Source organism: Arthrobacter sp. 05L45_2, from assembly GCF_056397525.1.
This window is the reverse complement of sequence record NZ_JBFTNO010000066.1, coordinates 1-13,875: the sequence shown is the minus strand read 5'-3', so window position 1 is coordinate 13,875 and position 13,875 is coordinate 1. Positions and strand designations below refer to the sequence as shown.

The following is a 13,875-nucleotide window of genomic DNA, read 5'->3' as shown; positions in this document are numbered from 1 at the left end:
CCACCTACCAGGTCCTCACCACCAAGCGCGGCGGCCTGTACCCGCACCTGGAACTGGTGGACGGCAATGACTGGGGCCTGATCATCTACGACGAGGTGCACCTGTTGCCGGCCCCGATCTTCCGGATGACCGCGGACCTGCAGGCCCGCCGCCGGCTGGGCCTGACCGCCACCCTGGTCCGCGAGGACGGCCGCGAGGGCGAGGTCTTCAGCCTCATCGGCCCCAAACGCTACGACGCCCCGTGGAAGGACATCGAGGCGCAGGGATACATCGCACCCGCGGACTGCGTCGAAGTCCGGGTTGACCTTCCCCGGGACGAACGGGTGGCCTATGCCATGGCCGAGGACGCGGACAAGTACCGGCTGTGCGCCACATCCGAGACTAAAACCGGCATCGTGGAGCGGCTCGTGGCCGAACATGCGGGCGAGCAACTGCTGGTCATCGGGCAATATATCGACCAGCTGGATGAGATCGGCGAGCGCCTGAAGGCGCCCGTGATCAAGGGCGACACCTCGGTCAAGGAACGCCAGCGGCTCTTCGACGCCTTCCGCGCCGGCGAGGTCAAGACCCTCGTGGTCTCGAAGGTGGCCAACTTTTCCATCGACCTGCCGGAGGCGTCCGTCGCGATCCAGGTCTCCGGTTCGTTCGGCTCGCGGCAGGAGGAAGCGCAGCGGCTCGGGCGGCTGCTGCGGCCCAAACAGGACGGCCGGGCCGCCCGTTTCTACTCCCTCGTGGCCCGGGACACCCTGGACCAGGACTTCGCCGCGAAGCGCCAGCGGTTCCTGGCCGAGCAGGGCTACGCCTACCGGATCATGGACGCCAAGGACGTCGGCGCCGGCGGCTAGCAGACGCCCATTCAACACACATCCGGCTTTCAGAAAACTCACAGAGTCTGGGAGCATCATGGGAATCATGAAAAAGAACGGTCCCGAAGCCAAGCTGCTCGTCGTCGACGATGAACCCAACATCCGGGAGCTGCTGTCTACCTCGCTGCGCTTCGCCGGGTTCGAAGTGGTCTCCGCCGGCACCGGCCGCGACGCCCTTGCCGCGGCGGAGCTGCACGCCCCGGACCTCGCCGTCCTCGACGTGATGCTGCCCGACATGGACGGATTCACCGTGACCCGCAGACTGCGCGCCGCGGGCAAGCATTTCCCCGTGCTGTTCCTGACTGCGAAGGACGACACCGAGGACAAGGTCACCGGCCTCACCGTCGGCGGCGACGACTACGTCACGAAGCCGTTCAGCCTCGATGAGGTGGTGGCGCGCATCCGCGCGGTCCTGCGCCGCACGCAGCCGTTGCAGGACGACGACGCCGTCATCCGCGTCGATGACCTGGAGCTCGACGACGACGCTCACGAGGTGCGCCGCGGCGGGACGGTCATCGAACTCTCCCCCACCGAGTTCAAGCTGCTCCGGTACCTGATGCTCAACCCGAACCGCGTCCTCTCCAAGGCCCAGATCCTGGACCACGTCTGGGAGTACGACTTCAACGGGGACGCCTCGATCGTGGAGTCCTACATCTCCTACCTCCGGCGCAAGGTGGACATCGACCCTGCGGCTCCGGCCCTGATCCAGACCAAGCGGGGCGTGGGTTACGTGCTCCGGACGGCCGAGAAGCGCTGACCTTGCTGCACCGGTGGAAGGCGGCGTCGCTGCGGTCGCAGCTGGTTGCGATCATGATGGCGCTGATGCTTGTGGCCCTGACCGCCACGGGCGCCGGCACGCTCGCCCTGCTCCACAGCTACCTCCAGGGCCAGGTCGATGACAAGCTCAAGGCCGCCGTGGACACGGCCCGCCAGCAGCAGTCGYTCAGCCAGTTGCAGGACCAGAACCCGAACGTTCCCACCGACTATTCGCTGATGCTCTTCAGCCCCGGCCAGCCCGGCTACGTCCTGGGCGGCAGCAAGGGCTCGCACCCCTCCATCGATAGCATCACGCCGCAGGACGCCCACGAGCGCGGCGAGGCCCCGTTCCAGGTCCGCGGCACCGACGGACGCAACTGGCGGGTGGTGGCCGTCATCGTCCTGGACGGCAACCAGCATTCCGCCGTCGTGGTGATCGGGCTGCCGCTCTACCCGGTGGATTCCGTGATGGAGCATGCCATCCTGGTGGTTGTCGGGGTGGGGCTGCTGACACTGGTGCTGGCCTTCTTCATCGCCACGTGGACCGTCACCCGCTCCTTCCGGCCGCTGGCCCGGGTGGAGAAAACCGCTGCGGCCATCGCCGCCGGCGACCTCTCCCGCCGCGTGGAGGTCGGCAACCCGGACACCGAGGTGGGCCGCCTGAGCAGGTCTCTCAACGCCATGCTGGCGCACATCGAAACCGCCTTCGCCGCCCGGATGGCCTCGGAGGAACGGATGCGCCGCTTCGCCGCCGACGCCAGCCACGAGTTGCGCACCCCGCTGGTCACGATCCGCGGGTTCTCCGAGCTCTACCGGCACGGCGCCCTGGCCACGCCCGAGGACGTAGGTACCGCCATGGGGCGGATCGAGAGCGAAGCCATCCGGATGGGCACCATGGTGGAGGATCTGCTGCTGCTGGCCCGCATCGACGAGCAGCGTCCGCTCCAGCAAAAGCCCGTGGACCTGCTCCTGATCGCCCACGACGCCGTGGTGGACACCCAGGCCAGCGACCGGAACCGCGTCATCTCCCTGCGCGGGCTCGACGGCGGCACCGGCGCCCCGGCCCCCGTACTGGGCGACGAGGCGAAGCTGCGCCAGGTGGTGGGCAACCTGGTGGGCAACGCCCTGCGGTACACCCCGGACGGCACCCCGCTCGAGCTGGCCGTAGGTGTCAAGGCCGACGCCGACGGAACCCGCCACTCCATCATTGAAGTCCGGGACCACGGGCCCGGTGTCCCCGACGAAGAGGCGGCACGGATCTTCGAACGCTTCTACCGGGCGGATACCTCCCGCACCCGGGAAACCGGCGGCAGCGGTCTCGGGCTGGCCATTGTGGCCGCCATCGTCGGCTCGCATTCGGGCACGGTCCGCGTCCAGCAGACCGACGGCGGCGGCGCCACCCTGGTGGTCAGCCTCCCGTTCCTGGCGGACCCGGACGCCCCGCGCGGGGACACCCGGGAGGCGGAGGCGGCCGAGGCCGGGACGGCTGGCATCGACGCCGTGACCGGCACCGCGGATACGACGGCGGTCTAAGGGTGGTCTAAGGGTCCCTGCAACGGGCTTTTCCACATAGGGCAGACGGCCGCACGGACGGCCCTGCCGGGCTGCCTAGGCTGAAAGTACCCGGAAATACCGGGCATTCGCACCCGTCCCGAAAGGCCCTCCCGTGAGCATCATCTCCGTCGACACCGAACTGCTCCAGCTCAAGTCCGCCAACGTCCAGGCCACGGTCGAAAGAATCAGCGCCGACGTCCAGGCGATGCGGCACGGCCTGGACGAGCTCCAGGCCAGCTGGCGCGGATCAGCCGCCACGAACTTCCAGGCCCTGGTGGCGGAGTGGACCCTGACGCAGGGGAAGGTGGAGGCCTCGCTGGCGTCCATCAACCTGGCGCTCAACTCCGCCGCTGCCAGCTACGCCCAGGCTGAGCTGAACAACGCCCAGCGCTTCAGCTAGCCCGCGAAAGGCCAGGGCCGCTGCGGCTAGCCCACGGGCCCGCCGCCACGCTGCTGCCACTCTGCGGGCCGCGGAACGGGCCTTAGGCGGGCCGCTAGGCCTCCCTGGTGCCCTGATGGAACCGGAGGCGCCACTGGGCGCCGTCACGGACCCACAGCGAGCTACGCAGTGCCGTCCCGGTGCGGGTGTGGCTGCGGTAGGTCAGGAGCACGGCGTCCTCGCCTAGGCGGTCGGCGGCCAGTAGTTCGAGGTCGGTGGCCATGCCGGGGTCGTCCTCAAGGGCCATCATCATTTCGTCGCGGGTCCAGAGCCGTCCGGAGCTGCCGATCTCGGTGAAGTCCGGGTGCAGCAGCACTCCGGTGCGGCCCAGGTCGGCCCTGGTTTCGGGGCGGAGCAGTTCACGCTCCAGCGCCTCGACGTGTGCTTCCGGGCTCTGGTCCGGGGCGGCCGCGGCGGCGCGGGATTCCTCTTCCAGCTCGCTGAACAGGTCGGGTTCCGCGAAGAGGGTGGACTCACCGAAAAGGGCGGGCTCTGCAATCGGGGCCCGGGACCCGGCGGCGGGTGTGGCGGCGCCGGCAGGTGTGGCCGCGGCGACCGGCTGCGGAACCCGGGGGGCCTCGCCCGCGGCCGCTGCGCTGCTGTCTCCGGCCCGGACGTAGCCGGGCCCCTGCCGCACGGCCACGCCCTGCTGGTGGGCGGTGGCTGCGGCCCGGGCACGGTCGTCCGCCGCCTCGTTGAGCTCGTGGCCGGCGTGCCCGCGGACCCATTCGAACGTGTACTTGCGCCCGGTGAGCGCCTGGTCGATCTCCTTGAGCAGCTCGACGTTGAGCACGGGTTTGCCGTCGGACTTCCGCCAGCCCTTGCGCTTCCAGCCCGGCATCCACTTGGTGACCGAGTTGATCACATACTGGCTGTCGCACAGGATGTGCAGGTGCTCGTCGGGGACATGTGCCGTGGCCCGGAACAGGTCCAGGACAGCCATCAGCTCACCCTGGTTGTTGGTCCCGTGCGGCCAGCCGCCGGCACGCCAGCAGTCATCGTCTACATACCAGGCCCAGCCGGCCGGGCCGGGATTTCCTAGGGCCGAACCGTCGGCCGCTGCTGTAATCGTCACTGCACCATCCTGCCAGACGGAAGCCGTCACCCCGCCCGGCCGGGCCGCCGATGCCCGCTGTTAACGCCGACGGCGGCCCCACCAGTAGTGGGACCGCCGTCGTCGAACGTGCCGTCGCTGACAGGAACCTGCCAGGCCAGGCGTTCAGGGCCTGAGGGCCGGGTGGTTAGAAACCGCCCATGCCGCCCATGCCGCCCATGTCGTCGCCGCCGCCCATCGGGGCGCCGGCCTTCTCGGGCTTGTCGKCCACAACGGCCTCGGTGGTGAGGAACAGACCGGCGATGGAGGCCGCGTTCTGCAGGGCAGAGCGGGTCACCTTGACCGGGTCGTTGATGCCGGCAGCCAGCAGGTCGACGTACTCGCCGGTGGCAGCGTTCAGGCCGTGACCGGCGGGCAGGCCGCGGACCTTGTCGACCACAACACCGGGCTCGAGGCCGGCGTTGAAGGCGATCTGCTTCAGCGGGGCGTCGATGGCTACGCGGACGATGTTCGCGCCGGTTGCCTCGTCACCTTCGAGCTGCAGGTTGGCGAACGCCTTGGCGCCGGCCTGGATCAGGGCCACGCCGCCGCCGGCGACGATGCCCTCTTCCACGGCAGCCTTGGCGTTGCGGACAGCGTCCTCAATGCGGTGCTTGCGTTCCTTGAGCTCAACTTCGGTTGCGGCACCGGCCTTGATGACTGCAACGCCGCCGGCCAGCTTGGCCAGGCGCTCCTGCAGCTTCTCGCGGTCGTAGTCGGAGTCGGAGTTTTCGATCTCGGCACGGATCTGGGAGACGCGGCCGGCGATCTGGTCGGCGTCGCCGGCACCTTCGACGATGGTGGTCTCGTCCTTGGTGACAACAACCTTGCGGGCCTTGCCCAGCAGTTCGAGTCCGGCGGTCTCAAGCTTGAGGCCGACTTCCTCGGAGATGACCTGGCCGCCGGTGAGGATGGCGATGTCGGCCAGCTGCGCCTTGCGGCGGTCGCCGAAGCCCGGTGCCTTGACGGCGACGGACTTGAAGGTGCCGCGGATCTTGTTGACGATCAGCGTGGCCAGGGCCTCGCCCTCGATGTCCTCGGCGATGATCAGCAGCGGCTTGTTGGACTGCATGACCTTTTCGAGGACAGCAACCAATTCCTTGACGTTGGAGATCTTGGAGTTGACGATCAGGATGTACGGGTCCTCAAGGACCGTTTCCTGGCGCTCRGCGTCGGTGACGAAGTAMGCGGAAATGTAGCCCTTGTCGAAGCGCATGCCCTCGGTGAGCTCGAGCTCGAGGCCGAAGGTGTTCGACTCCTCGACGGTGATGACACCTTCCTTGCCGACCTTGTCCAGGGCTTCGGCAATGAGTGCACCGATTTCGTTGTCACCGGCGGAGATGGACGCGGTGGCGGCGATCTCTTCCTTGGTTTCGATTTCCTTGGCGGAGGCCAGGAGTTCGGTGGTGACGGCCTCGACGGCCTTCTCGATGCCGCGCTTGAGGGACAGCGGGTCAGCGCCGGCCGCGACGTTGCGCAGGCCTTCCTTGACGAGGGCCTGGGCGAGCACGGTGGCCGTGGTGGTACCGTCACCGGCGACGTCGTCGGTCTTCTTGGCGACTTCCTTGACCAGCTCGGCGCCGATCTTCTCGTAGGGGTCGTCCAGTTCGATCTCCTTGGCGATGGAGACACCATCGTTGGTGATCGTGGGGGCGCCCCACTTCTTTTCGAGGACGACGTTGCGTCCACGCGGGCCGAGGGTGACCTTGACGGCGTCGGCGAGGATGTTCAGGCCCCGCTCAAGACCGCGGCGTGCCTCTTCATCAAATGCAATGATCTTGGCCATAACGGCAGTAGTCCTTTCGGGACAGTCGTTAAGAATGGACCTTTAGCTGCGGTGCCCGCGACGGACGATTCCTGCCCGGCAGCCTCTGTACGCCGCCGGGCCGGGGATCTCACCCCAGCCAGGTATTTCTCTCGCTCCCGGTCAGCCCGCCACCACGCCGCGACCGGCGGAACCGGGCGTCGGGTTAGCAGTCCATACGCGGGAGTGCTAACTCAATAATTAGCACTCCCCCGGGGAGAGTGCAAGCAGTGGAGGCGTGGAAGTCCGCCGTCGGGCGGCGCTCTTCGCTACGAGCGATCAGGAGCCGGTGCTGCGGGCCGTTTCGCTGCCGGTCATCGCGGCCTTGTTGTCCGCCCCGTAGGTGTAAACCATGTAGGCCGCGGCCGTAACGTCGCCGTTGCTGTCGAAGTTGATCGGCCCGGAGGCGCCGTCGTAGTCGGGTTGTTTGCCGGCGTGGAGGGCGGTGATGCAGTCCTGGTAGGACGCGCAGGCCGTCGCCGCGCCGGATTTGCCGGAATCACCGGCATCCGCCGCTGTCCCGCCGGAGACGCTGACCAGTTTGGCGGCGATCGAGGAGCCGGCGTCGTCTTCGGCAGCGGCTGCGGCGAGGGCCGCGAGGTTGACGGCGTCGTAGGTCTCGGCCGCGAAGGCCATGTCCTTCAGGCCCGGGTCCACGGCCACCAGTCCGGCCTGGAAGTGCGCGGAGGGGAAGGTGCCGGGGAGGATCCCCCGGGCGCCGTCCAGCGCCTTGGCCCCGAGGCCGTCCCCGTACTGGTTGACCGCGCCGTCGCTGAGGATGAGTTTCTTGCCGGCCAGGCCGGCGTTGTTCAGCTCGGCGATTGCCCCCTGCGCGCCGCCGCGGGCCACCAGAACGACGGCGTCCGGGGCGGCCGCTTTGGCAGCCGCGGCCGCCTGCTGGGCGTGGCCCGGCGTGAACTCCGCGTCGACCGAGGTGCCGAGGCCGGCGGCTTTCGCCGCGGCCGCGACGGCCACGGACACCTCCTTGCCGTAGTCGCCTTCCTCGTGAACCACGGCGATGGTCTTGGCGCCGCCGTCCTTGGCGAGCTTGACCAGCACCGAGGCCTGCGCAATGTCAGCAGCAGCGGTCCGGAAGTAGTAGCCGTCGCTCTTGTATTTACTCAGCCCCGGCGCGGTGTTAGCCGGGGAAATCATGGCTACTTTGGCGTGCGCCAGGACGTCGATCGCGGCCGCCGCCCGGCTGGAGTCGGTGGGGCCGATGACGACGTCGGCCTTGGCCGCCACGAGGGTCTTGGCCTGGGCGGCGGTGTCTGTGCCGACCGACGCCGGGAGCAGTTCCACCGGGCGTCCCTTGTGCCCTCCGGCCGCGTTGATCTCCTTGACGGCCAGCTTGGCCGCGGCCAGCTGGGGCGCGTTGAGGAAGTCCTGCTGGCCGGTGTTGTCCAGGATCAGACCGATCCGCAGCGTTCCGTCCCCGCCCGCTTCAACTGCCTCCACCCGTGCATTGCCGCCGGAGCCGGCACAGGAAGTCAGGGCGAGCGCCGTGGCCACTCCAACGGCGGCCACCCGCCCATAGCGGTTGAGCTTCGGCGTGCGGTCAAGGGGGCGGATGGCGGCCGCGGTCGAGGGGAACTCCACTAGGCGGGCCGGACGCTTTCGGCCTGCGGGCCCTTTTCGCCCTCGCCGACTTCAAGTTCCACCCGCTGGCCCTCGTCGAGCGCGCGGTAGCCCTCGCCGGCAATCGCCGACCAGTGCACGAACACGTCCGCTCCGGAGCTGTCCACGGTGATGAAGCCGTAGCCCTTTTCCGCGTTAAACCACTTGACGGTCCCCAATGCCATGTTCTCCACACTTTCAGCTAGCTTGCTTGCGGCCCACCCCAGTGTGCGCCGCAGTCTGCGAAACGAAGTCCGCAGACACTCTACCCACAGCCTCCCACCCGGCCCCCGGCCGGTGCCCAGGTGCCGTGCGAATAGTTATTCAGGCGTAACCGAAACGGAACGCCGGTGGCCCTACTTGAAGCCGGGCCCCAGGACCACAACCAGCGGGAGCTGGAAATCAGCGGAATCCACCAGCGTGCTGATTCCCAGGAGGGAGCCCAGTTCCTCGGCACCGGCCTTCTGTGCCGCGCCGTTGTAGAACACCACGGAGGTCTGCTGCGGCGCGCCGCTCCAGTTGCCCACCTGGCCGGGCGTCCACCCGGCGGCGGTCACGGTGGAGGCGACCCTGCCGGCGAGTCCGGCTGTTGCGGTGCCGTTGTAGATGGTCACCGGTTGAGTCTTGTCCACGGTGGCGCTCGGTGTGGCCGACGCAGCCGGCGTGGAGGCCGCCGGTGAGGGTGTTGCGGTCGGTTTGCTGCTGGCCGACGGCTTGGCCCCGGCGCTGGGTGCCTGCGATGCGGCGGCGTTGCTGCCGGCCTGGTCCGCGGACAGCGAGCCCGTACCGGGTCCGAAGCCCAGCTTGGGCAGCAGGAGGAAAGCGACCAGGCCGATGGCCAGGGCGGCCACCCCGACGGCCAGGATCGGAATCAGGCGGCGGGCGGAAGGGGTGGAGACGGTACGGTGGACACCCTGCCGGGCGGAGGCCTCCGGGATCCGGTCAAATTCGTCCCGAGCATATTTGGTCATGGTAAAACGACGTCCTTGCTGATTTCTGGCTGATGGCCCGACGCCGGAAACCGCGCGGCTTTCCGCGCTTCCGGACCGGCCTTACGCGGTTTTTACGCGTCTGAGCCTAAACGGCGTGCCGTGCGGGCACGTTGTCGTGACGTACGTAGTCTACGCAATCTCTTGACCAGCATCGGATCGTGGGCCAAGGCCGCTTCGGTATCGATCAGGGCGTTGAGGATCTGGTAGTAGTGCGTGGCGGAGAGATCGAAGAGTTCCCGGACGGCCTGTTCCTTGGCCCCGGCATACTTCCACCACTGCCGCTCCAGCGCCAGCATTTGCTGGTCCCGGCTGCTCAGGGGCGAGTCTTCGGAGACCGCCGTCCGCACCGCGTCGGCATCCTCCGCCGGCAGGTACTCGCGTGCTGCTTCGGCCACTGCGCACTCCTAGTTCGTCGGGGATGGGGTTGTTGGGGCTGGGCGTCTTCGGGGACGGCACTCCCCCTATGTTACGGCCGAATAACAGGCTTGTCATTCAACGGGCGGGAGGGTCCCAACGGCGCCTTCGGCCGCCCTGCAAGAATGGGGTGGTGCCTGATTCGTTTCCTCCCGACACCCTTTTCGACGTTGAGCCCGCAGGCGGCCAGGCCGCGGACTTTGCCGCCCTCGCCGGCCTGCCGCTGGCCGGCCTGATGGCGACGGACTGGGCCGAGGCGCTGCGCCCCGTCGAGCCGGAGCTCCGGTCTGTCCTGGATTTCCTTGCCACCGAGGCCGCAAGCGGCCATGAGGTGCTGCCGGCGCCGTCGAACGTCCTGCGGGCCTTCCGGCAGCCGCTGGCAGGGGTGCGGGTGCTGATCGTCGGCCAGGATCCCTATCCGACGCCCGGGCACGCGGTGGGGTTGTCGTTCGCCGTGGACGGCGCCACCCGGCCCGTCCCGCGCAGCCTGGCCAACATCTACAAAGAGCTCGACGCCGACCTGGGGCTGCCGCCGCGGGTCCACGGCGACCTCGGCCGCTGGTCCGACCAAGGTGTGCTGCTGCTGAACAGGGTGCTGAGCGTGCGGGCCGGAGCGGCGGGATCGCACCGCAACAAGGGCTGGGAGGCGGTCACGACCGCCGCGATCCGCGCCTTGGTGGACCGGACCGGTACCGACGGCGGCCCGGTTCCCCTGGTGGCGATCCTCTGGGGCAAGGACGCCGAAGGGGTGCGGCCGCTGCTGGGGTCCGCCGCGGTGATCGCCAGCGCCCACCCGAGCCCGCTGTCGGCCTCGCGCGGGTTCTTCGGTTCCCGGCCGTTCAGCCGTGCCAATGAGCTGCTCGCGGGCCAGGGTGGCGGCGCCGTGGACTGGGAGCTCCCGCCGCTGCCTTGAAAGGTTTGTGGCTAGGCTTAGCTGCATGACCAGCGTCCCCGCCGCCACGAGCGCCAACCGGAACTCCCGGCCCCAGACCAACCTCACCGTCCTGCGCCGCGAGCAGCTCTCCCCGCACATGGTCCGGATTGTGGCCGGCGGTCCCGGTTTCGCCGGCTACGTCAACAACGGGTACGTGGACCGGTATGTGAAAATTGCGTTCCCGCAGCCCGGGGTCTCCTACCCGCAGCCGCTGGATCTCTGGGCGGTCCGGGAATCCCATCCCCGCGAGCAGTGGCCGTACACCCGGACGTACACGGTCCGCTGGGTGGACACCGCGGCCGCCGAGCTCGCCATCGACTTTGTGGTCCACGGCGACGAAGGGCTCGCGGGCCCCTGGGCCGCGTCGGCCCGGCCCGGGGATGAGCTTGTCTTCACCGGTCCCGGCGGCGGATACAACCCCGATCCGACGGCCGACTGGCACCTCTTCGCCGGCGACGAGTCGGCGTTGCCCGCGATCAGCGCGGCCATCGAGTCCCTTCCGCGCGATGCCCGCGGCCTGGCCTTCCTCGAGGTGGACGACGACGCCGACGTCCTCACTCTCGAGGCGCCCGCCGGCGTGGAGCTCCACTGGCTCAGGCGCCGCGGCGTTCCGGCCGGGAACAGCAGCGTGCTGGTGGAGGCCGTGCGCGGCGCCCGGTGGCCGGAAGGCCGCGTCCACGTGTTCGCCCACGGGGAGCGCGGCTCCATGAAGGGGCTGCGCGAGGTGTTCTTCACAGAACGCGGCCTGGAACGCGGGCAGGTCTCGCTCTCCGGCTACTGGGCCAGCGGGCGGGTGGAAGACGACTTCCAGGCCGAGAAGAAACTGCCGATCGGCAAGATCTAGCCCCGGCCCCCGCCTAGCGGCGCCGGGCCCGGCGCCGCTCGTTGCTGGCCAGGCTCCGGGTCAGGGGCCGGGCCAGCGTGTCGCCGAGCACAATGCCGGCCGCGACGCCCAGGACGATGGCCCCGGCGTTCAGCATCCCCACGGCACCGGTCAGGATGGCCGATTCCTCGATCGTCAGTACATACATGGACCGGAATATAGTCAGTCCGGGCAGCAGGATAAGGGCCGCCGGAACGGCTACCACCAGCTGCGGGGCACCCATCCGGAGCGCCACCACCCGGGCGAGGAGCCCGATCACGACAGCCGCCAGGGCCGGGGAGAACCGGGGGCCGATGCCGGCAGCCGTGCCGCCGATGAGGGCCAGGTGGCCGATGACACCGACCGCGGCCGTCGGCAGCAGCAGCTTCAGGGACGTCTGTTCGGTGACGCCGATAGCGACGACGGCGATCGCCACCAGAAGGACCAGCACCCATAACGGATACCTCGACGGGAATGTTTCGGTGACGTCGATGGACCGCATCCCGGTCATGGCACCTACCACAAAGCCCACCGCGATGCCGGAGACCAGGGCGCCGAACGTGAGCATGGTGGAGAGGAACCGGCCGGCCGCCGTGACGGGGAAGCCGTTGATCGCATCCTGCACCGATGAGACGAGCCGGCCCGTGGGGAGCAGCAGCAGGATCCCGCCGACCACCACGATGGCGGGGGCGATCTGGATCCCGACGGGGCTGCCGAACCGCCACAGCAGCAGCGCGACGAGCGTGACGACAAAGGAACACGCCGCCGTAACGAAGAAGTCCGGGGTGCGCCACCGGCCCAGTTGCCGGGCGAGCAGGCTGACCAGGAGGTTGGAGAGGAAGGCGACGGCCGAGGCAGCGAGCCCGCCTCCGAGCACACCCACAAAGACGGCGGAGAACACGCCGAACGCCACGGTGACCATCCAGCGCGGGAAGGGTTTCGAGCTGTGGGTGATCTCTTCGAGCCGGCGCACGGCCTCCTCACGTCCCACACCCCCGGCCACGATGTCCGTGACCAGCTGGTGGACTTCGGCCAGGCCGGCGTAGTTGTTGGTCCACGAGCGCACCACCCGCAGCAGGGTGATGGGGGTCTGGTCCTTCGGGGCGTAGTTGATGGCCACCGACTGGTTGGTGATGTCCACCTCGATGTTCTTCAGCCCCAGCGCCGCGGTGATGGCGATGATACTGGTCTCCACTTCCAGGGCGCCGGCACCGTAACGGAACATGGATTCGGCGAGTTTGAGGGCGAAGTCAATGGTTTTCCGGGCGGAGGCATCGACGCCGCCCACCTGGATCATCGGGTTGGCGTACGGGCTGCCGGCGAGCCGGTCCACGATACTCAGCGGCGCGGTGGGCGGGTTTTCACCCTGGACCAGCCGGCGGAGCATACGTTTGGCCGCGGCGTTTTGCCGCACCTGCAGGGGCGACATCGGCTCGGTCTTGGGCAGGCCGTCGGTCTGCGGCCCGCGGCGGCCGTCGGGGGTTTTTGTCATTCCGGCCTCCTCACTTCACCCTGGGGCGGTCTAGTAGAACTGCTGGCCCGTGCGCCGGGTGTACAACTGGCGGGCGACGCGCTCCCCCGCCGCCATCCACGCCTTGTATTTCAGCGGGCTCAGCACCTGGTCGTAGCAGCCGACGAAATCGGTGACGGTCTTGCTGAAGCTGGTCTTGAACAGGCCCAGGCCGTGGAAGGGGTTGGAGGTGTCCTTCAGCTTGTCGCTGGGCGGTGTGCCGCAGAAGTCATATTCCGTGCAGCCGAGTTCCTTGAGCTGGTTGATGGCCGTCCACTGGACCAGGTGCGAGTCGCCGTACTGGCTCCTTTTCTGCAGGGACCCGCCGTCCTTGTAAGTGCCCTTGCGGCCGTAATTGATCACAAAGGCGCCCACGGAGGGGACACCGTTTTCGTAGACGAAGAGCAGGCGGCCCTGGCCGCGGKCCASGAAGTTGGTCCAGAACTGSCGGTARTASTCGTACTCSCGGACSCGGACCTGGGACTTGGCCTCSACSGTGTTSGTCATCAGCGCGTACATSGCCYGGAAGTTCTCCTCCGTGGGCTCGACGTTGTGGACCTCGACGCCCTCGCGGATGGCCCGGCGGACGGCGTTGCGGCCGCGGGAGTGCAGGTTGCGGAGCAGCTGGTTTTCCTGCGGCGCGATGTCCAGCAGCGCCGTGGAGTCGTTGGGCTGCAGGTTGTGGGTCTTGACCAGCCCCGCGCCCTCGATGACCCGGCGGGCGTCGTCGGAGAGGACGATGTCCGGCTCGATCTTGATGGCAAAAACTCCGAGCCGGGCACGCTTGACGAACTCGGCGTTGGCCGCCGCGATGCCCGGGATGTCCTCCACCGAGGCCACATCCGGGCCCTTGATCAGGTACCAGAGTTTGCCGAGGACCGGAAAGGACTTCTCGAGGACCAGGTTGTAGCTGGTGTAATCCGCCGTCTCATAGACCAGGTGAAGCGGTTTCCAGCCGAAGTGCTGTTTGACCTCTGCGAAGGCTTCGGATTGAAGCAGATTCCCGCCGTTGGGGTTCGCGGTGACGTGTGCGT

The 13,875-nt window shown here is 68.5% G+C and carries 14 protein-coding genes; 6 read left to right on the top strand and 8 right to left on the bottom strand.

Features of this window, described 5'->3' with window-relative positions; translation table 11 throughout:
* The 4 genes from AC1DHD_RS07415 to AC1DHD_RS07400 all read left to right on the top strand — a co-directional run.
* On the top strand, positions 1–845 hold an 845-nt coding region (locus AC1DHD_RS07415), incomplete at its 5' end, for a DEAD/DEAH box helicase (protein ID WP_476879096.1).
* Between the two features lie 67 nt (positions 846–912).
* Positions 913–1,623: a response regulator transcription factor gene (locus tag AC1DHD_RS07410; RefSeq protein ID WP_476879095.1), complete on the top strand. Its 711-nt coding sequence runs from the start codon at positions 913–915 to the stop codon at positions 1,621–1,623.
* A gap of 2 nt (positions 1,624–1,625) precedes the next feature.
* Positions 1,626–3,155, top strand: a complete 1,530-nt coding sequence (locus tag AC1DHD_RS07405) for a sensor histidine kinase (RefSeq protein ID WP_476879094.1) — start codon at positions 1,626–1,628, stop codon at positions 3,153–3,155.
* A gap of 133 nt (positions 3,156–3,288) precedes the next feature.
* On the top strand, positions 3,289–3,576 hold the full coding sequence (locus AC1DHD_RS07400) for a WXG100 family type VII secretion target (RefSeq protein ID WP_476879093.1): 288 nt from the start codon (positions 3,289–3,291) through the stop codon (positions 3,574–3,576).
* A 94-nt stretch (positions 3,577–3,670) separates the two neighbouring features.
* Here the strand turns inward: AC1DHD_RS07400 and AC1DHD_RS07395 are convergent, their stop codons facing one another.
* The 6 genes from AC1DHD_RS07395 to AC1DHD_RS07370 form a co-directional block, all read right to left on the bottom strand.
* Positions 3,671–4,690: an RNase H family protein gene (locus AC1DHD_RS07395; RefSeq protein WP_476879092.1), complete on the bottom strand. Its 1,020-nt coding sequence runs from the start codon at positions 4,688–4,690 to the stop codon at positions 3,671–3,673.
* Between the two features lie 166 nt (positions 4,691–4,856).
* Positions 4,857–6,494 carry a chaperonin GroEL gene (gene groL, locus AC1DHD_RS07390; protein WP_476879091.1) on the bottom strand — a complete coding sequence of 546 codons (1,638 nt, stop codon included), beginning with the start codon at positions 6,492–6,494 and terminating at the stop codon, positions 4,857–4,859.
* 297 nt (positions 6,495–6,791) lie between these two features.
* Positions 6,792–8,039, bottom strand: a complete 1,248-nt coding sequence (locus tag AC1DHD_RS07385) for an ABC transporter substrate-binding protein (RefSeq protein ID WP_476879097.1) — start codon at positions 8,037–8,039, stop codon at positions 6,792–6,794.
* Positions 8,040–8,110: 71 nt separating this feature from the next.
* Positions 8,111–8,314: a cold-shock protein gene (locus AC1DHD_RS07380; protein WP_476879090.1), complete on the bottom strand. Its 204-nt coding sequence runs from the start codon at positions 8,312–8,314 to the stop codon at positions 8,111–8,113.
* A gap of 171 nt (positions 8,315–8,485) precedes the next feature.
* Positions 8,486–9,100, bottom strand: coding sequence for a LytR C-terminal domain-containing protein (locus AC1DHD_RS07375; RefSeq protein ID WP_476879089.1), 615 nt, complete (start codon positions 9,098–9,100; stop codon positions 8,486–8,488).
* A 92-nt stretch (positions 9,101–9,192) separates the two neighbouring features.
* Positions 9,193–9,516, bottom strand: a complete 324-nt coding sequence (locus tag AC1DHD_RS07370) for a DUF3263 domain-containing protein (RefSeq protein ID WP_476879088.1) — start codon at positions 9,514–9,516, stop codon at positions 9,193–9,195.
* A gap of 152 nt (positions 9,517–9,668) precedes the next feature.
* On the opposite strand from AC1DHD_RS07370, the gene AC1DHD_RS07365 reads away from it, so the two are divergent.
* Positions 9,669–10,448 (top strand): uracil-DNA glycosylase, encoded by a 780-nt coding sequence (locus AC1DHD_RS07365; protein ID WP_476879087.1) that lies wholly within the window; start codon positions 9,669–9,671, stop codon positions 10,446–10,448.
* A gap of 25 nt (positions 10,449–10,473) precedes the next feature.
* Entirely contained in the window at positions 10,474–11,313 is an 840-nt protein-coding gene (locus AC1DHD_RS07360) for a siderophore-interacting protein (RefSeq protein ID WP_476879086.1), read from the top strand.
* Between the two features lie 13 nt (positions 11,314–11,326).
* Here AC1DHD_RS07360 and AC1DHD_RS07355 read toward each other — a convergent pair whose 3' ends face one another.
* Positions 11,327–12,823 (bottom strand): threonine/serine exporter family protein, encoded by a 1,497-nt coding sequence (locus AC1DHD_RS07355; protein WP_476879085.1) that lies wholly within the window; start codon positions 12,821–12,823, stop codon positions 11,327–11,329.
* A gap of 30 nt (positions 12,824–12,853) precedes the next feature.
* A partial coding sequence (locus AC1DHD_RS07350) for a lipid II:glycine glycyltransferase FemX (RefSeq protein ID WP_476879084.1) occupies positions 12,854–13,875 on the bottom strand: 1,022 nt, incomplete at its 5' end.

What these genes read in the sequence shown, in the direction of transcription:
- AC1DHD_RS07410 (WP_476879095.1), top strand. Translation starts at nt 913, where the DNA reads ATGAAAAAGAACGGTCCCGAAGCCAAGCTGCTCGTCGTCGACGATGAA.
- AC1DHD_RS07380 (WP_476879090.1), bottom strand. Translation starts at nt 8,314, where the DNA reads ATGGCATTGGGGACCGTCAAGTGGTTTAACGCGGAAAAGGGCTACGGC.
- AC1DHD_RS07375 (WP_476879089.1), bottom strand. Translation starts at nt 9,100, where the DNA reads ATGACCAAATATGCTCGGGACGAATTTGACCGGATCCCGGAGGCCTCC.
- AC1DHD_RS07360 (WP_476879086.1), top strand. Translation starts at nt 10,474, where the DNA reads ATGACCAGCGTCCCCGCCGCCACGAGCGCCAACCGGAACTCCCGGCCC.
- AC1DHD_RS07355 (WP_476879085.1), bottom strand. Translation starts at nt 12,823, where the DNA reads ATGACAAAAACCCCCGACGGCCGCCGCGGGCCGCAGACCGACGGCCTG.